The organism is Erythrobacter sp., from assembly GCF_038133525.1.
In the GTDB taxonomy this organism is placed as follows: domain Bacteria; phylum Pseudomonadota; class Alphaproteobacteria; order Sphingomonadales; family Sphingomonadaceae; genus Qipengyuania.
The window spans coordinates 30,912-48,930 of sequence record NZ_JAYPTL010000013.1 but is presented as its reverse complement, the minus strand read 5'-3'; the positions used below and the strand labels follow the sequence as shown (position 1 = coordinate 48,930).

Below are 18,019 nucleotides of genomic sequence, written 5' to 3'. Positions count from 1 at the left end.
GCGGATCCGAGCACGACGTCATTGACCCGCCATTTGCCGGTTTCCTTGTTCGCGCTCAGAAATGCCCCGTCGGCGCGAATGATCGCGGGATCCGCGCATTCCGGCCAGCTCTCGACCGGCATGTCAGAATCGTATTCGCAATCGGTCTTGTCCGCGGCGGCCCAAATGCCCGGCTTCATCACGGGAGCATTCGGGCTTCGTTCAAGCATCGGCTCATCCGACACCACCATGTTGCAACCAGACAGCAGCAGCGCACCAGCCCCGATTACTAGCATCCGGGCATAGGTCACGATGCAGCCCTCGGCAGGATTAATTTCACCAGCAAACCTCCCAGATCTTCGCTTTCATCCAGTTCGACCGAACCGCCGTAGATTTCGGCAACATCCCGGACGATTGCCAGGCCCAGCCCTGTTCCCGGCTTGCCCGTGTCGAGGCGAGCCCCACGGTCAAAGATGCGCGTGCGCTCCCGTTCTGGAATGCCTGTGCCGTCATCCTCGATCCAGATAACGCACATCTCCGCATCGGGTTCGGCGTCGATTGTAACGAACACGCTACCGCCCCCATACTTTGCCGCATTCTCGATCAGGTTTCCAAGTATCTCATCGAGGTCCTGCCGCTCAACGCCGACCGCCGCCGATTTGTTGCCATCGAGGTCAAAACGGGTGGTTTCATAAATGCGAGTCACCGCGCGAAGCACGCTTTCTGCGCTCGGCCAGACCTCGGCGCGACTGTGTCCGCTCGCTCGCCGGCCCACTGCTCGCGCGCGGGCAAGGTGGTGCTCAACATGGCGCTGCATGGTCTTGGTTTCACGAAAGACGAGGTCGGCGAGCTGCGGGTCACGTGCTGTCGCAGCGTTTGTCAGCACCGTCAGCGGCGTCTTGAGTGCGTGCGCCAGATTGCCAGCATGGGTGCGGGCCTCCTCCGCCTGCTTTTCAGTATGTGCAAGCAGCGCGTTGATCTCCTCGACCAATGGCTCGACTTCGAGCGGGAGCGGATCTGAAATGCGGTTGGAGCCCGTCGAGCGCATCGACTGGATCGCCGCCCGGACCCTACGCAACGGGGAGAGGCCATACCAGCTCTGCGCCATCGCCATGGCAAAAAGCCCCAGGCCAAGCAGCGCAAAGCTCCACACCAGGATCGAACGGATGCGGCTGATCTGGAAATCGAGTTCTTCGCGTGCCGAGGCAACCGCAAAGGTCCACCTGGTATCGCTGTCAGGCAGGATCACCGTACGCTCGACGATACGCAGAGGCTCATCCTCGAACTGGTCGGAATCGTAGAAATGCGGCTCAGTATCGAAGTGGTCTTCACGCAGCTTGAGCGGTGTGTCCCACAGCGAGCGTGAGGGTTTGTTCAGCAGCGAATAGGAAGGCGTGTCTTCCTGCCCCTTCGCGCTGATCTGCCAGTAGAGCCCGCTGTTCGGCTCCAGGAAGCGCGGTTCACCCAAGGGGCGATTGAAATAAACCTCTCCGTCTGGTCCGATCTCGGCGGTGACGATCATCGCGTTGAGCAGGTAGCCAAGCTGGTCGTCGAAATTGCCTTCGACCAGTCGCGTGAGCGTACGATCGAGCGCGAAACCACCACCGATCAGCAGCACGCCGATCCATATCGCGGCAATCGCCATCATGCGCGCCGCCAGGCTGCGGCGTGGTGGAGGCGTCACGATTTCGCTCACAGGCCCGCCAGCGGGCTCCGCAGCCTGCGCAGTCCTGTCTTCCCCCGGCGCCGTGGGCGCATTGGCATCAGGCGCGCGGCTGGTCGGCGGGGTCGTCGAGGCTGTACCCAAGTCCACGGATGGTCGTGATCACATCTGCACCCAGCTTCTTGCGAATACGGGTGACGAAGACCTCGATCGTATTCGAATCGCGGTCGAAATCCTGATCGTAGATATGCTCGATCAACTCGGTGCGGCTGACCACCTTGCCCTTGTGGTGCATCAGGTAGCTCAGCAGCTTGTATTCCTGCGCGGTGAGCTTGACCGGTTCGCCCGCCAGGGTGACGCGGCCCGAACGGGTATCGAGCCGCACCGGACCCGCCGTCAGTTCCGACGAAGTGTTGCCCGAGGCACGACGGATCAGTGCACGCAGGCGTGCGATAAGTTCCTCGGTCTGGAACGGCTTGGCGAGGTAATCATCGGCCCCGGCGTCGAGACCGGCGACCTTGTCGCTCCAGCTGTCGCGCGCGGTCAGCACCAGCACGGGGAAACTGCGACCTTCGCGGCGCCACATCCCCAATACGGTAAGCCCATCGATCTCGGGCAGGCCGAGATCGAGGATGACCGCATCGTAGTCCTCGGTACTGCCGAGGAAGTGGCCGTCTTCACCATCGGTGGAAAGGTCCACCGCATAGCCATTCTGTTCGAGCGTCGTTTTGAGTTGCAGCCCCAGTGTGGGCTCGTCTTCGACGATCAGGATCCGCATGAATTTCCGTCCTCGGATAGTTTGCGCAGGGTTTCGTTCATGTAGATGAACGCGTCAACCTGAACGGGGTTTCTCCCACTGCAATCTCAGTTGCTGCGGCGCAGGACCCGGCCGGTGCGTGCATCGACATCGACGAACAGCACCCGGCCGTCGCGGATGAACTTGAGACGATAGGCCATGGCTGCCGGGTCATAGGCAGGACCGAGATATTCGGCCCCCTTCATCGTCGGCAGCACGCGCGCCTCGATCTGGCGCAAGGGCATGATATTGCCTGCACTCATCTCGCGCCGCGCCTCACCTTGTTCGCTGCGCTGCTGGCTGGCAGCCGGCTGGGCAAGCAAGGGCGACGCAACGAGGCCAATTGCCAGGATCGAGGCGAAAGCGCGTTTCATAATGCTGTCCTGCCTAACCCCGTCGCATTGAACAAGGTGTGAATGTTCGCAGCGACGGGTATTCAGCAAACCTAGCGCGTCATTTCATATTTCACGGTGATGTTGACCCCGGTGCCGACTTCGCCCGGTTCGACCTGTGTCTTTGCATCGGCCGGAGGCGCAGCGGCGGCCATCACGCCTCGTTCAAGCGGCATGGGGCCGATATTCTGGAAGCTCTCGGACACTTCAAGCAGTCGAACACCCGAATATCCGGCCATTCGCGCATAATCTTCGGCCATTGCCTGCCCGTGCTGGAAGGCAGCCTTGCGCGCCTGCGCTTTCGCTGCGGCATCGTCTTCAAGCATGAAGTTCGGACCGTAAAGATTATTGGCACCCGCGCTAACCAACGCATCCAGCGCCTCACCCGCGCGCTTGAGATCGCGCAGCTTGACGTTGAGTTGATTGCTCACTTCGTATCCAAGGAAGGTCGGCTGACCTCCATCATTGTTGTATCGATACTGGGCGTTCAGGCTGAGATTGGCGGTCTGGATATCCTTGGCATCGATCCCCAACGCCTTGATCCGCGCGATCAGTCGATCCATTTGCTGAGCGTTCAGGCGCATCGCTTCCTGCGCAGTTTCAGCCCGTGTCGTCACCCCTGCCCCAATCTGGGCGACGTCTGGGGCTGATCGAACCACTTCGCTGACGTTCAGTTCCACCACCGGTCCCGGCGATGAGATCTGGATCTCTGCTGCCTGCAGCGGCGCGGTCGCGGCGCAGAGCGCTATCAGGGGAATGGCAATGCGATTCATGTGTATGCTCCTTGATGGACGGATGCTCTTTCGCCCTTCCCGCTTTACGGCTGGCTGAACGCCTCGTTCCTGATTAACAGCGAATACGGCAATCGATAGACCCGGGTTAGGGGGAAAAATCCATGAAGACCGCCAGTATCTTGCTTGCAGCCATTGCGCTTGCAATTGGCCCAACCGCCATGGCGCAGGACGGTATGGAGCCTGTGCCCGCACGCCAATCCGCCGAAGGTGAAGGCCCCTTTGGCAAGCTGGTGATCCGCGGCGCCAACGTGATAGAAGGCAGCGGCGCCCCGCCTGCCGGGCCGGTCGATATCGTGGTCGAAGGCAATCGCATCACAGGGTTGTTTCCCGGTGCGGCGCCGGAAAGTGCAACCCGGGGTGCGGCACGCGAGATCGACGCGCGGGGCATGTATGTCCTGCCGGGTTTCGTCGACGTCCATGGGCACAACGGTGACCCGGACAAGGCGCCCCAACCCGCTTACGGATACAAGCTGTGGCTGGCACACGGTGTGACTACGGTGCGCGGCGTCAGTTTCTATTTTGGCCCTGGCACACCCGACCTCTCCGATGCGGCGCGCAGCAATGCGAACACCATCGTGGCGCCGCGGCTGATCCCCTATGCCGTATTCGGTGACAAATGGGCGGGTGGCGATCCCGACACCCCCGCGAAGGCGCGCGAATGGGTTCGCTGGGCCAAGGCGCAGGGATATTGGGGCATCAAGTTCTTCAACGATGCGACCCCTGAGGTGTTCAAGGCCGCGCTCGACGAAGCCGAAGTGCAGAAGATGGGCACGGTGGCCCACCTGGCACAAACGGGCGTCGCCGAAGTCACTGCGCGCAAGGCCGTCGAACTCGGCCTTGACGGCGTCACACACTTTTACGGCCATTTCGAAAGCTTGCTCAGCAATGGCCAGTTGGTTCGATACCCACCGAACTACAACTACTTCGACGAACAGTCGCGTTTCGGCTGGGTAGCGCGGCTGGCCGACCAGACGGTCGAACCGGGAAGCGATGAGTGGAACGACTACGTCGATTTCCTCGTCGCAAGCGGCGTGACTCTCAGCCCTACCTTCAACATCTACTCCGCCAGCCGCGACGTGATGCGCGCGCGTAGTTTCGATTGGCACGCCAAGTACACGCTCCCCTCGCTGATGGATTACTACGCGCCCAGCGCGACGAACCACGGTAGCTACTACAAGGACTGGTCGACCGAGGACGAGGTCGCCTGGCGGAACTTCTACCAGAAGTGGTTCGCGCTGATGCGCGACTTCCACCACAAGGGCGGGCGGATCACCGCAGGATCCGACCCCGGCTATATCTACCAGACGTGGGGCTTCGCCTATATCGGCGAGCTGGAAATGCTGCGCGAGGCCGGGCTGACCCCGCTCGAAGTGATCCGCGCCGCCACGCTCGACGGTGCACGCGAACTCTATGCAGCACGCGGCGAAGAACCGCCAATGGGCCGCATCGCCGTGGGCAAGCTCGCCGATCTGGTCATCGTCCCCGAGAACCCGCTCGCCAATCTCAAGGTGCTCTATGGCACCGGCCATACGCGTATGAATCGTGAAACGGGCGAGGTCGGTCAGGTCGGCGGGGTGCGTTGGACGATCAAGGATGGCGTGGTCTACGACGCGCACCAGCTGCTGGCCGATGTGGCGGCAATGGTCGAGGCGCAGAAGGCCGAGCGCTAGGAGCTTGCGATAGGGGCCGCGCGCGACTACGTCGCGCGGCCTATGGCACAGCCCCCCATCCTCAGCCTCGAAGGCATGGCCCTGCAGCAGGGCGGTCGCTGGCTGTTCGGCGGGCCTGACAATGACCCGCTCGACCTGCATATCGGCCCGCGCGATCGCATCGCGCTGATCGGCCGCAACGGGGTGGGCAAGACCACACTGTTCAAGCTGATCGATAACCGGATCGAGGCGGATCGCGGCATGCGCAAGGTTAAGCCCGGCGCGCGCATCGTCTTGCTTGAACAGGATCCCGATCTTTCCGGATACGCGACGCTGCTGGACTGGGCACTGGCGGGTGAACACGCGCCGGCGGAACACGAGATCGAGTCCATCGCCGGACAGCTGGGCATCGACATGAGCCGCGGCACCGATGGGGCGAGCGGCGGCGAAAAACGCCGCGCCGCCATCGCCCGCGCGCTGGCGCAGGAACCCGATCTGCTGCTGATGGACGAGCCGACCAACCACCTCGACCTGGGCGCGATCGACTGGCTGGAAAGCTGGCTCGATCGTTACAAGGGCGCATTCCTGGTGATCAGCCACGACCGTACCTTCCTCAAGCGCCTCACCCGCACGACGCTGTGGCTCGATCGCGGCAATCTGCGGCGCAAGGAAGTGGGCTTTGGCGGCTACGAGGCGTGGGAAGAACAGGTCTACGCCGAAGAGGCGCGCGCGGCTGAGAAGCTCGATGCCAAACTCAAGCTCGAGGCGCACTGGCTCGAACGCGGGGTGACCGCACGGCGCAAGCGCAACCAGGGCCGGCTCGAGAAGCTGTGGCAGATGCGTGCGCAGCGTGCCTCGATGATTGCCAGTGCGGGCACCGCCAAGCTCAAGCTGGCGACCGAAGAAGACTTCAAGTCGAAGTCGGTGATCGTCGCCGAGAATATCGCCAAGAGCTATGGCGATCGCGCAATCATCAAGCCTTTCTCCCTGCGCATCCAGCGCGGTGACCGAATTGGCATCGTCGGAGCGAACGGGGCAGGCAAGACGACCCTGCTCAAGATGCTCACCGGCGAGCTCGCGCCCGATAGCGGGACGGTGGAGATTGCCAAAACGCTCACCGGCGTGATGATCGACCAGCAGCGCCAGCTGCTCGGCGCGGACAAGACCGTGCGGCAAGTGCTGGCCGAAGGCGGCGACTGGATCGACGTGCGCGGCGTGCGCAAGCATGTGCAAGGCTATCTCAAGGAGTTCCTGTTCGATCCGAAGATCGTCGACATGAAGGTCGCGGTCCTTTCGGGTGGCGAGCGCAGCCGGTTGCTGCTGGCGCGTGAATTCGCAAAGGCTTCGAACCTGCTCGTGCTCGACGAGCCGACCAACGATCTCGATCTCGAGACGCTCGACCTGTTGCAAGAGGTTATTGCCGACTACGAAGGCACCGTGCTGATTGTCAGCCACGATCGCGACTTCCTCGATCGTACGGTAACGCTGACGCTTGGTCTCGATGGGACGGGCAAGGTCGATGTTGTCGCAGGCGGCTACGAGGATTGGGAAGCCAAGCGTCGGCAGCCTGTCGTGGGCAAAGCGAAGGCGGCGAAGGCCGAAGAGAAGCCCGCACCCCCGCCCCCGCCAGCGCCGAAATCGACCAAGCTCTCCTATAAGGACCAGCGCGATTACGAGCTGCTTCCGGCGCGGATCGAGGAACTCGAAGCGGCGATCGCCAAGGGCGAAAGCATCCTGTCCGACCCAGACCTCTACACCGCCGATCCACAGAAATTCGCCAATATCTCCAAGGGCATCGAAAATGCCCGGGCCGAGAAGGATGCAGCTGAGGAACGCTGGCTGGCGCTGGCCGAATTGGTCGAAGGCTGATCGCTGTAGGGCGAATCTAGGAATTCCGCCGGGCCATCCCTGCAGGATGGAACACATGGAACAGGGTCCTGGCGAAAGACTTCCCGCTCACCTGATCCGGTAGAAATCGGCCACCCGGTCGAGCGCGATGCGCAGCACCACCTTGCCGCTGCGCGCGGGCCATTCGAGCGCCCTTTCCGCATCTGGCAACCCCTCGCAACCGCAGACCACGCGCCACAGGATATCGGTCAGCCCCCTGCCCGCTTCCGCCATGGCGTCATCGAAGCGTGACTTCGCGACGATCTGACGCTCCGACGTCGTTAAGCCATGGTCCGGCCCGCCGCTGCAATCGACCTTCACCGGATCCCAACGCATGGTGATCGAGGGGGCAATCTGCGCGCGCTCGTAATCGGCGCGCAGGCGTTCACCGGCCTCGAAATGTCGCTCGCTCAAGTGTCCCCGCGAATAGAGCCACGAAAGCGGGCTTTCGGCGAGGTTCACAGTAACACTGCGGCGCTTGCCGCGGGCTCCGGTACCCCGGCGCGGACCTTCCTCAGTGAGTTCACGTTCGACGAGTTTGCGCTGCATGGGTGTCTCCTTCGATTGCAGGAAACGCTTGCAGAACTGTGGTTAGTGTAGGAAAGCTGTATTACCGATTTGGTTACAGGAGGGGGCCTTGATCAACCGTATCCGGGATATCCGGCTGGAAAAGGGCTGGACGCTGGCCGAACTGGCCGATGCCTGCAGCCCCCCGACCACCCCACAGACGATCGGTCGGCTCGAAACCGGCATGCGCAATCTCTCGCTCAAGTGGATGGACCGCATTGCGACCGCGCTGGGCGTCGATCCGGAAATGCTGGTGCGCTCTGAGGCGAACGAGCACCCGAAAGTGGTCGCATCGCTAGGCCCATCAGGACCTGAGGCCATGGCCAGGCCGCGCGACGCAATCCTCGTCACCGATCTTGGGAATGAGGGCGCATTGATGGTGCTGGCCATCGATTATCCCCACGGTGAATATCGCCCGGGCGACCAGTTGTGGTTGCGCCAACTGGCCCCGGAAGATGCGGGCCGCGCGGTCAATCGCGACGTATTGGTCCCGCGCAAGGGCGGTCGCTTCGCCTTCGGTCGCCTGATCGACCGGCAGGGTTCGCTCGTCGGTGTGCTCCCACCCGGCCACGGTGAGAAACAGCAGGTAGTCGACGGTCCGCCATGGATCGCGGTTGCCGAAATGCTGGTGCGCAAGCTGTGAGCGGACCGGTCAAGACCCGGCGCGTTCTTTCGCTCTCGACACTGTTCCCCAATGCCGCGCAGCCTCGCTTCGGGATCTTCGTAGCCAAATCGCTCGAGGCCCTGCAACGCGATACACATTGGGAAACCGTGGTGATCAATCCCATCGGCCTGCCCCCGATCGCCTTCGGTCGCTACAGATCGATTGCGCAGGCAGCACAGGACGGGCGAGACTTCGGGCTGGAGGTACATCGCCCCACCTTCAGCCTGATCCCCAGGGTTGGCGGAAGGCTCAATCCACGGGCCATTGCGCGCACCGTGATCCCGTTGGCCAGGCGCCTGCATGCCGAGCAGCCCTTCGACCTGGTGGATGCGCAGTTCTTCTATCCCGATGGTCCGGCAGCCATGATGGTGGCGGACGCTCTCGACCTGCCGTTCTCGGTCAAGGCGCGTGGCGCGGACGTGCATTACTGGGGCGCGCGTAGTTATGGCCGCACGGCGCTCTTGGAAACGGCGAACCAGGCCGCGGGCGTGCTTGCGGTTTGCGAAGCCCTGGCCGACGACATGGCGACGCTGGGAATGGATCGGAGCAAGATCGCGGTCCACTACACCGGGCTCGACCATGATCTGTTCCGCCCGCTCGATCACGTCGGGCTGCGCGAACGGGTAGCGAGCAATTTCGGAATCCCCATTGCGCGCGACGACACATTGCTGCTGACGGTGGGGGCGCTGATCGAACGCAAGGGCCAGGCGCTGGTGATCAAGGCCATGGGCGGGGTTCCCGGTGCGCGGTTGTTGTTGGTCGGTCGTGGCGACGATCGCAACTGCCTGGCAAAGCTGGCCCAGGAATGCGGCGTCGCGGATCGCGTGCACTTCCTCGGCAGTCTCGACCCTTCCACGCTGCCTCCGCTCTACTCTGCAGCCGACGCAATGGTCTTACCCTCAGCCAGCGAGGGGTTGGCCAATGCCTGGATCGAATCGCTGGCCTGCGGAACGCCCCTCGTAATCACCGATGCAGGTGGCGCGCGCGAGCTACTGCGCAGTGCCGATGCCGGCGTGATCGTCAGCCGCACAGTGCGTGGCATCGCCGAAGGCATCCGACAGGTCACCGGACACCCCCGGCCTGCCGAAGCCGTGGCCAAGGCCGTCGAAGCCTTCAGTTGGGAGGCCAATGGCGCTTCGCTGGCCGCCTATTACGACGGCCTGGTCGGCAAGCCCTAGACCTCGCCGCGCGCGATCCGTTCCTGGCGCTCGATACTCGACTCGGTCGGAACGAAGCTGTCGCTCCTGACGCCCGCCCAAACCAGGATCGGTGCCGCCATATAGACCGAGCTGTAGGTACCCACGAAGATACCCAGCACGATGGCAGCGGTCATGCCAAACAGGCTCGCAGGGCCGAACAGAAGCAGCGGAATCAGCGCGATCAGCAGCGTCAGCGAGGTCATCACCGTACGGGCCAGCGTTTCGTTGACCGACAGGTCGAGCAGTTCTGGCACCGGCATCTTGCGGAACTTCTTCAGGTTCTCGCGGATGCGGTCATAAACCACGATGGTATCGTTAAGCGAATAACCGATGATGGTCAGGATCGCCGCAACGATATTGAGGTCGAACTCAAGCTGGGTCACCGCGAACATGCCCAGCGTGAGCGATACGTCGTGGAACAGTGCGAACAGGGCACCAGCGCCGAACTGCCATTCGAAGCGGATCCAGATGTAGATCGAGATCGCGATCATCGCGAACAGCAGCGAAAGGATACCGGTGCGAAACAGTTCGCCCGACACCTTGCCAGAGACCGAATCCACGCCGTCGATGCGCACATCGGGGTGATCCGCCTTGAGCCGCGACGTGATCTTCTCGGCCATTTCATTGGCGAGTTCCGGCTTGCTCTCAGCCCCTTCGGGCAGCTTCATGCGGATCGACGCCTCGTTCGGCGCACCATAGCGCTGGATGATCGGGTCACCGTACCCCAGCGAGGCGATGCTATCGCGCATCTCGGACACAGGGGCTTCCGCTTCCTGCGTGAAGGTCGTGCGGATCATCTGGCCACCGACGAAGTCGACGCCGAGGTTCAGCCCCTGGGTCAACACCAGCGCCCAGCTGGCCGCAATCAGCAGGCCGCTGACCACGAAGAAGGGCACGCGCCACTTGAGGAATTTAATGTTGGTGTCGTCGGGGACCAGCTTGAGCAGGCGCATCTGACGCACTCCCTTAAATGTTGAGGTCCGCCGGGCGCGCCTTGCGCAGCCATCCGGCGACCCACATGCGGGTGATGGTGACAGCCGTGAACACCGAAGTGATCACGCCGATGACGAGGACGACGGCGAAGCCCTTGACCGGGCCCTGGCCGAAGAAGAACAGCAGCGTCGCCGCGATCACATTGGTGATGTTGGCATCATAGATGGCGCGGCTCGCTTCCTTGTACCCCATCTCGACCGCCTGGACGACCTTGCGCCCGCGCTTGCGTTCTTCGCGGATGCGCTCGTTGATCAGCACGTTGGCGTCGACCGCAGCACCGATCGTCAGGACCAGGCCCGCGATACCGGGCAGCGTCATGGTGGTGTTGAGGATCGCCATGATGCCGAGGATCATCAGCACGTTCAGCACCAGCGCGACGTTCGCATAGAGCCCGAAGCGGCCATAGGTGGCGACCATGAGCAGCAACACCAGCAGCGTGCCGACCCCCATCGCGATCATGCCCTTCTTGATCGAATCCGCGCCAAGGTCGGGGCCAACGGTGCGTTCCTCGATCACCTTCAGGTCGACCGGCAAGGCACCCGAGCGCAGCGAGATCGCCAGCTGGTTCGCGGCTTCGACGGTAAAGCCGCCCGATATCTGGGCGGTACCGCCACGGATCGGTTCATTGATGTTCGGTGCCGACAGTACCTTACCGTCAAGAATGATGGCGAAGGGCTTGTTGACGTTTTCGGTGGTCAGCTTGGCAAAGCGGCGACCGCCCTCGGTGTCGAACTGGATATTGACCACCGGCTCGTTGGTCTGAGGATCGAAGCTCTGCTGCGCGCCAGTCAGATTATCGCCACGGATGCCGCCGAGGCGCTTCACAGCAATCGAGCTGCCGGCGAAAGGCGAGGTATCGACATAGGGGAAGATTTCGCTTCCCGGGGGCGCCAACCCCTGGGCGACATCGCTCGGCAGGGCTGCCTGGTCGACCAGCTTGAATTCGAGCTTGGCCGTCTGGCCCAGCAGGGCCTTGAGCTGTTCGGGGTCCTGCAGGCCCGGGACCTGCACCACGATACGCGTTTCACCCTGGCGGATGATCGTCGGTTCGCGCGTGCCCAGCGCGTCGATACGCTTGCGCACGACCTCGGTCGCGCTGTCCATCGCATCGGACACGGCCTTGTCGATGCCCTGCGAAGTCGGCGTCAGGATCATGCGATTGCCATCTTCGACCGCCAGGTTCCACTCGCGAACCAGGCCATTGCCATTGATCGAAGGCAACAGCAGTTCGCGGGCGCGATCGATCTGTGAAGGATCGTCGAGGATGAAGCTCAACCGCCCACCGCGCGTCGACACGTCGCCGATGCGAATGCGCGGTTCGGCGTTGCGCATCAGCCCGCGGACGTTCTCTTCCATGTTCTCGAGCCGCTGGCCTGCAACCTGGCTGCTATCCGCTTCGAGCAGGATATGGCTGCCGCCGGCAAGGTCGAGACCCAGGTTGACCAGCGGTTCGGGAAGCTGGTCAGGCCAGCGCGCATTGGCGAGCGAGAAGATCGACGGAAGCGCTGCAAGGCTGGCGGCGGCCACGATGAACCAGAGCCACGCCTTCTTCCAGGTGGGGAAATCGAGCATGTGGGGAAGGCCCTCGCCTCAGTCGTTGGCAGCGGCGTTGCCGCGTGCGTTGATCACATCGCCGATGGTGTTCTTGACCGCCTTGACAGTCATGCCCTTGGCCAGTTCGACATGGACGAAGTGTTCTTCGACCTTGGTGATCTTGCCCACGAGGCCGCCGGCGGTGACTACTTCGTCACCCTTCTGCAGCTTCTCGACCTTTTCGCGATGCTCCTTTTGCTGGCGCATCTGCGGGCGAATGATCAGGAACCACAGGATCAGCAGCATGCCTGCCGGAAGGATCCAGCCGGTCCATGCAGGCGGCTGGTTCGCAGCAGAACCGGCGGCGGCAAGAAGGTCGAGCATTATTGAAATACCTGTCGTTTGAATGGTGCGACCGGCCGCAGGTGGGATTCACGCACGGGATTTCAAGCGCCCGACGCCTCCCTTTCGGCCGAAGTGCGGGGCGGTTAGCAGCAATGCCGGACAAGGGCAACGAATTGGGTGCTACGGGTGCTTGCCATGCTGGAAAGCCGGTCCTATAGGGCCGCCCTCCACTGGTCTCGGGACGTAGCGCAGCCTGGTAGCGCATCACACTGGGGGTGTGGGGGTCGGAGGTTCGAATCCTCTCGTCCCGACCAGTGGTTTTTCCCCTCAAATCCGCAGCCACCAATTCGCGTGGTTGTCAGAACCCCAGCCTCACCCCTGCCCATAGGGTGCGCGGGGTGCCGACGTCGATCGAACCCGCCTGATTGCGCGTGACGATGGTTTCGCCGGTCAGATTTTCCCCACGCAGCACCAGCATCACGCCCTTCGCCATTGGGAATTGCCCAAAGGCGTCCAGCGTAGTCGCATCGGGCAGGATGTCGGTTTCGAGATCATCCTCGAACTGCGCACCAACGTGGCGCACGGTTGCCGACAAAAGCCAATCGCTCGCTGGGCGCCAGGCCAACGTGCCTCCCGCCACCCACTTGGGCGTTTGCGAAGGCCGGTTTCCGTCGAGCGCTGTGGCAAAGCCCGACCCCCGAGCCTCGGCATCGGTATAGGCGAATGCGCCGTCGAGACTCACTGTACCGAGACGGAGGCTCGCATTCGCTTCGATCCCGCGCGAGCGGATCGCATCGATGTTTTGCCTCTGCCGCAGGTTCGTGGCGATCGTGACGTTGGCGATCGCGTGCTTCACCTTGTTGTCGAAAGCGGTCAGCGCAAAACGCAGGTTGTTGCTTGGGCTGACATCCAAACCCGCCTCGACGCCTTCGAGCCGTTCGTTGCGAAGGCTCTCGTTCGCCTGTGTCGTGACTGGAAACACTACGAAGGGCCGGTAAAGCTCGTTGAGCGTCGGCAGGCGCAATCCACTGTAAGCCGCCGCGCGCAGGCTCACACCGTCGTTGAACTTGTAAAGTGCACCGCCGCGAAACGAAGCATCCCACCCCGCGCGGTTCGCGAAGTGATTGTCGGTCACAAGCGTGCCTGCACCGCTACGCTCGCTGTAGAAGCCTCCGCGAATGGTGAAACGATCGGCCCGCGCTCCCGCGGTAAGCACCAGCGCGCCCAGGGTAAGGTCGTGCTCGGCAAAGATGCCGAGATCGGTGTTGGTTCCACCGGCATTGCGTCGCGCCGTAACCACACCGCTGAAGGCACTGAGCGCCGTCTCGTAAAGCTCTCCGTCGGATCTGCGATAGTCGAGCCCCAGGCGAAATACATGATTCTCGCCTATCGGTGGTCGCACTTCGATCTTGCCGCCCAACCCGGTCGCCGGTGTGTTCCGCTGGTCCAACACGGGCACGAAACGGGTCGAACTGACCACGACATTGGTGAAATTCCGCGCCTGGACATAGCCGAGCACATCGAATTGCCAATCGCCCCGGCCCACCAGCCGCAAGCTGGCATCCTGTCCCTCCGCACTGCTGTCAGCGCCGTCGAAGCGCAGAGTTCGTTCGTCGCGATAGGCGAGACCGCGCACCTGCAGCTCAACCGTATCGCTCAACGGTGCAACTCCGCGCAATTGCACCGACCAGGCATCATAGGCCGCCCGCGCACTCGCAGGTACTCGCTGGTCACGGGGTGTGGTCCAGAAGCCCTTACCCCTATCCCAGCGGCCCGAAATCACGCCGAAACCACTGCCCAGGTTAGAAGCCAGTGTCGCGCTCGCTTCGGTCTCACCCCTGTCATTAGCGAGGAATTGCCCGCCAAACGTGCCGAGCGTGTCGGCATCGGCGCTAGTAAGTTCGATAGTTCCAGCTAGTGCGCCTGCGCCGAAAGGCCCGGATCCCCCGCCGCGGGTTACGCGGATCGAGCCCAACCGCTCGGGCGCGATGGCACTGAAGGGAATATAGCCGAAGAACGGGTCGGTCATCGGCACCCCGTCAAGCAAGACCTGTGCCCGGCTGGAAGCATTGCCGCCCAACGCCCGCAGCGTCGCCCCTTGCGCCGAGGGGTTGGCCGAACGGCTGTCAGACCGCCGGAACTGCTGGAACCCCCGGCAACCGAGGATAGCACGTCCTCGATGCGGCCCGATGGAGCGGAGACGATCGATTCGCGTCCAATCTCCTGCGTGTCGTAGGCAGGTGTCGCCGGAGTCTCCTCCAGCCCTCGACCGGTAACGACGATGGCCGGACCCGGCATGTCGCTCGGCCGGTCTTCGGCATGGGTCGGCACCCCAAGCAGCAGCGCGACCGTGGGGGCGACTATGGCAGTTAGATGTTTTACCTCTGGCATCGGACCAGTTTGTAACCTCTCGAACCTCGCTGACGGATGCAGGATCACTGCCGCCGGATATGGCACGACCATAGTGCGCTTCGCCTGCTGACCAAGTGCAGGAGACAAGAAGTCCACGCAATGCCGTGGGCCGCCGCGCCGGTGGCAGCGAACGGCGAGCAAGGGTCGAAACCGACCGTTGCATATCTCGCTTCTCGGCGGAGTAGCAAAACATTGCGGGCGATTATGGCCAGCGCCCGCGAAACCGGATAGCTAGGATAGCGATGGCGCTTATGGATCCCCCCCACCAGCCCTTCCCCGTCGCGCCGGGCAAGGACCCTCTCACACTCGAAGACGGGTATGGGCGGCGCTTCGCCTATCTCCGGCTTTCGCTGACAGAGCGCTGCAACTTCCGCTGCACCTATTGCCTGCCCAACGGCTTCCGCAAGCAACCCGGCCTGCCGGCTGAGCTGGCGCGCGAGGAGATGGTTCGCGCAGTTCGCGCCTTTGCACATGTGGGCCTCTGGAAGCTGCGCCTAACCGGCGGTGAGCCGACGGTGCGGTCCGATTTCGACGAGATCGCGCGGGATATCGGGCAGATTCCCGGAATTCGGCGACTGGCGATGACCACCAATGGCTACCGCCTGGCCGAACGTGCGGCGGACTGGCGCGCGGCGGGAATCGACGCGATCAATGTCTCGATCGACACGCTCGATCCTGCGGAGTTCGCGCGGATCACGGGGCACGACAGGCTCGACGAAGTCGTTGCCGGGGTCGATGCCGCGCTGGATGCGAAATTCGATGCGGTGAAGGTCAACAGCGTGCTGATGCGCGGCTTGGGTGACGCCGACTGGTCCGATATCCTTGCCTTTGTTGCCGAGCGTCCCGTCGCATGGCGCTTCATCGAGCTGATGCGCACCAACGACAATGCTGCCTTTCATGCCGAGCAGCGCACGCCGGGCGAAACAATTCGCACCAGGTTGGTGGAAGCCGGATGGCAACCGCTGGCACGCGAGGCCGGGGCTGGTCCATCCGTGGACTATGCCCACCCTGACTTTGCCGGACGGATCGGCTTGATCGCACCCTACGCACCCGGCTTCTGCGACAGCTGCAACCGCCTGCGCCTGTCGAGCCGGGGCAAGCTGCACCTGTGCCTGTTCGGCGAAGGTGGGCTCGATCTGCGCGACCTGCTGCAGTCCGATGACCAGCACGACGAGTTGGTGGAACGCATACTGGCGGCCATGCCGGTCAAGGCGCGCGGCCACCGGCTGCACGAAGGCATTAGCGGAAGCACACCCCACCTCGCTTCGATCGGCGGCTGAATGCCCAGTTTCGACGAGGCCATCGCCCTGCTCGCCGATGCGGTACAGCCGCTGGGGCGCGAAACGGTCACGCTGAGTGACGCGAGCGGACGCTTCCTGGCTGCTCCTTTGCATGCCCGCGCCGATGCACCGCGCCACACGGTGTCGTCTATGGACGGCTATGCGGTGGTCAAAGCCACGACCGAAGCCGGCCAGTGGCTCGACGTCATCGGCGAATCCCGGGCGGGCGGTCCCTATGCCGGCACCCTTGCCGGCGGACAGGCAGTGCGGATCTTTACCGGAGCGGCGCTGCCGGCGGGCGCGGATTGCGTGATCGTGCAGGAACACGCTGTTCGCGAAGGCCAGCGGGTCCAATTCACGCCTGGATTCGGGCCGGGCGACAATCTCCGCCAGGCGGGGAGCGACTTCCGTGCCGGGCAGCTGCTCGTCTCGGCCGGCACCCGCTTGTCTGCGCGCGCAATGGTCGCTGCGGCGGCGGCGGACCGCGGGGAAGTCGAAGTATTCGAAGCCCCGAAAGTGGCGATCATCGCGACGGGGGACGAACTCGCCGCACCAGGCAGTTCGTTCGACCAGCCGAACACCTTGCCCGAATCCGGCAGCTTCGGGGTGGCCGCGCTGGCTGAAAGCGCCGGGGCAACGGTAGTTGCCCGCTATACGGGGCGTGACGAGATGTCCGAATTGGAGGCACTCGCAGCGCAAGCTCTGGCCGAGGCTGATTGCGTGGTCGTGATCGGCGGTGCCTCCGTCGGAGACCACGATCTTGCCAAGCCAATGTTCGCCGCGCACGGCCTTGAGCTGGTGTTTTCGCGGCTCGACATTCGGCCGGGCCGCCCAGTTTGGTTGGGCAAGGCACAAGACAAGTGGGTGTTGGGTCTTCCCGGAAACCCGACGTCAGCGATGGTCACCGCACGCCTGTTCCTGCGGCCGTTGCTGGCGCGGCTGCAGGGCGGGACAGTCGATGCCGAGCTGGCTTTCACAGCAATGCCCCTTGCCGCAGCGATACCGCAGATCGGTGCGCGCGAGACCTTTATTCGCGCTTCGGCAGGAGCGCAGGGACTGGTTCCCGTGGGCAACCAGGAAAGCGGCGCGCAGTCTCCCTTGCTTGCCGCCGACTGGCTGATCCGTCGCGCGGCTGGCGCGCCTGCTTGCGAGGCGGGCGAGCTGGTTCAGGCAGTGGCTTTCTAAAACGGTTCGCCTATTTTCCTACAAGAACCAATTTGGTTACTCCGCGATCCCGACTCGCAGGAGACCATCATGCCGCTCATCGAAACACTAATCGGCCCGCTCGCTTCGCTCATCGACAAAGTGATCCCCGACAAGGAGGCCCGGGCCAAGGCCAAGCTCGAGTTGTTGGCGCTCGAAGGCTCGCAAGAACTGAGGCAAATCGAAGCCCGGCTTTCCGCCATCGTCGCCGAGGCACAGAGTGCCGACCCATGGACCAGCCGCGCGCGCCCCAGCTTTCTCTATGTCATGTACACGCTGATCCTGTTCAGCGTCCCGATGGGTGTAATCGCCGCCTTCGATCCGATCGCCGCACGTGCAATCGGCGAAGGGATGACTGCATACCTCGCGGCCCTGCCGGATTCGCTCTACGCGCTCTTCGGCACCGGCTACCTCGGTTACACGGCAGCGCGTCAGTGGGGTAAGGCAAAGGGCACGGACCAATAGGCCCGCGTCGGCGGGAGGTGCCTAGAACCAGGCCCTGATGCCGAACAGGATCTTCCAGCCCGCCGCATCTTCACCCTCGGCACGGGCGATATCCGCCGTCTCGCCCAGCTTCGCCTCATATTCGACGCCGACATAGGGCGCGATTTCGGGGACGAACTGATAGCGCAGGCGCAACCCCGGCTCGATCTTGGTCAGGCC

The 18,019-nt window shown here is 63.2% G+C and carries 17 protein-coding genes, 1 tRNA gene and 1 pseudogene; 8 read left to right on the top strand and 11 right to left on the bottom strand.

Annotated elements, in window-relative coordinates; genetic code table 11:
• The 5 genes from AAFM29_RS05205 to AAFM29_RS05185 all read right to left on the bottom strand — a co-directional run.
• Positions 1-290: hypothetical protein (locus tag AAFM29_RS05205; protein ID WP_341711742.1), on the bottom strand; the 290-nt coding region annotated here is incomplete at its 3' end.
• Complete coding sequence (locus AAFM29_RS05200; RefSeq protein ID WP_341711757.1) at positions 287-1,627, bottom strand: HAMP domain-containing sensor histidine kinase; 1,341 nt, start codon at positions 1,625-1,627, stop codon at positions 287-289. The genes AAFM29_RS05200 and AAFM29_RS05205, both read right to left, overlap by 4 nt.
• Before the next feature lie 115 nt (positions 1,628-1,742).
• Entirely contained in the window at positions 1,743-2,420 is a 678-nt protein-coding gene (locus tag AAFM29_RS05195; protein ID WP_341711741.1) for a response regulator transcription factor, read from the bottom strand.
• 86 nt (positions 2,421-2,506) lie between these two features.
• Positions 2,507-2,812, bottom strand: coding sequence for a PepSY domain-containing protein (locus AAFM29_RS05190; protein ID WP_341711740.1), 306 nt, complete (start codon positions 2,810-2,812; stop codon positions 2,507-2,509).
• A 71-nt stretch (positions 2,813-2,883) separates the two neighbouring features.
• Positions 2,884-3,603: an SIMPL domain-containing protein gene (locus AAFM29_RS05185; protein WP_341711739.1), complete on the bottom strand. Its 720-nt coding sequence runs from the start codon at positions 3,601-3,603 to the stop codon at positions 2,884-2,886.
• 122 nt (positions 3,604-3,725) lie between these two features.
• Between AAFM29_RS05185 and AAFM29_RS05180 the strand changes: the two genes are divergently transcribed.
• On the top strand, positions 3,726-5,294 hold the full coding sequence (locus tag AAFM29_RS05180) for an amidohydrolase family protein (RefSeq protein WP_341711738.1): 1,569 nt from the start codon (positions 3,726-3,728) through the stop codon (positions 5,292-5,294).
• 42 nt (positions 5,295-5,336) lie between these two features.
• Positions 5,337-7,142 (top strand): ABC-F family ATP-binding cassette domain-containing protein, encoded by a 1,806-nt coding sequence (locus AAFM29_RS05175; protein WP_341711737.1) that lies wholly within the window; start codon positions 5,337-5,339, stop codon positions 7,140-7,142.
• Positions 7,143-7,229: 87 nt separating this feature from the next.
• Here the strand turns inward: AAFM29_RS05175 and AAFM29_RS05170 are convergent, their stop codons facing one another.
• Positions 7,230-7,709, bottom strand: coding sequence for a DUF6456 domain-containing protein (locus tag AAFM29_RS05170; protein WP_341711736.1), 480 nt, complete (start codon positions 7,707-7,709; stop codon positions 7,230-7,232).
• 88 nt (positions 7,710-7,797) lie between these two features.
• On the opposite strand from AAFM29_RS05170, the gene AAFM29_RS05165 reads away from it, so the two are divergent.
• Positions 7,798-8,370, top strand: a complete 573-nt coding sequence (locus AAFM29_RS05165) for a helix-turn-helix transcriptional regulator (protein WP_341711735.1) — start codon at positions 7,798-7,800, stop codon at positions 8,368-8,370.
• The gene (locus AAFM29_RS05160; protein ID WP_341711734.1) at positions 8,367-9,569 is read left to right on the top strand and encodes a glycosyltransferase; all 1,203 of its coding nucleotides are present in this window, start codon (positions 8,367-8,369) and stop codon (positions 9,567-9,569) included. The genes AAFM29_RS05165 and AAFM29_RS05160 overlap by 4 nt, the downstream gene beginning before the upstream one ends.
• On the opposite strand, the gene secF is transcribed toward AAFM29_RS05160, so the two are convergent.
• The 3 genes from secF to yajC are packed head-to-tail and all read right to left on the bottom strand — an operon-like array spanning position 9,566 to position 12,500.
• On the bottom strand, positions 9,566-10,543 hold the full coding sequence (gene secF, locus AAFM29_RS05155; RefSeq protein WP_341711733.1) for a protein translocase subunit SecF: 978 nt from the start codon (positions 10,541-10,543) through the stop codon (positions 9,566-9,568). The genes AAFM29_RS05160 and secF overlap by 4 nt on opposite strands.
• A 13-nt stretch (positions 10,544-10,556) precedes the next feature.
• Positions 10,557-12,155, bottom strand: a complete 1,599-nt coding sequence (gene secD, locus AAFM29_RS05150) for a protein translocase subunit SecD (RefSeq protein WP_341711732.1) — start codon at positions 12,153-12,155, stop codon at positions 10,557-10,559.
• A gap of 18 nt (positions 12,156-12,173) precedes the next feature.
• Positions 12,174-12,500, bottom strand: coding sequence for a preprotein translocase subunit YajC (gene yajC, locus AAFM29_RS05145; RefSeq protein ID WP_341711731.1), 327 nt, complete (start codon positions 12,498-12,500; stop codon positions 12,174-12,176).
• A 198-nt stretch (positions 12,501-12,698) separates the two neighbouring features.
• Here yajC and AAFM29_RS05140 point away from each other — a divergent pair.
• Positions 12,699-12,775 (top strand) — tRNA-Pro (locus AAFM29_RS05140).
• A gap of 44 nt (positions 12,776-12,819) precedes the next feature.
• On the opposite strand, the pseudogene AAFM29_RS05135 reads toward AAFM29_RS05140, so the two are convergent.
• Positions 12,820-14,852: pseudogene (locus tag AAFM29_RS05135) on the bottom strand (TonB-dependent receptor plug domain-containing protein).
• A 263-nt stretch (positions 14,853-15,115) separates the two neighbouring features.
• Between AAFM29_RS05135 and moaA the strand changes: the two are divergent.
• The 3 genes from moaA to AAFM29_RS05120 all read left to right on the top strand — a co-directional run bounded on the left by moaA (position 15,116) and on the right by AAFM29_RS05120 (position 17,821).
• Positions 15,116-16,153 (top strand): GTP 3',8-cyclase MoaA, encoded by a 1,038-nt coding sequence (gene moaA, locus AAFM29_RS05130; RefSeq protein ID WP_341711730.1) that lies wholly within the window; start codon positions 15,116-15,118, stop codon positions 16,151-16,153.
• Positions 16,154-17,338, top strand: coding sequence for a molybdopterin molybdotransferase MoeA (locus AAFM29_RS05125; RefSeq protein ID WP_341711729.1), 1,185 nt, complete (start codon positions 16,154-16,156; stop codon positions 17,336-17,338). It begins immediately after the preceding gene.
• Positions 17,339-17,407: 69 nt separating this feature from the next.
• The gene (locus AAFM29_RS05120; protein WP_173213861.1) at positions 17,408-17,821 is read left to right on the top strand and encodes a holin family protein; all 414 of its coding nucleotides are present in this window, start codon (positions 17,408-17,410) and stop codon (positions 17,819-17,821) included.
• Between the two features lie 21 nt (positions 17,822-17,842).
• Here AAFM29_RS05120 and AAFM29_RS05115 read toward each other — a convergent pair.
• A partial coding sequence (locus tag AAFM29_RS05115; RefSeq protein WP_341711756.1) for a copper resistance protein B occupies positions 17,843-18,019 on the bottom strand: 177 nt, incomplete at its 5' end.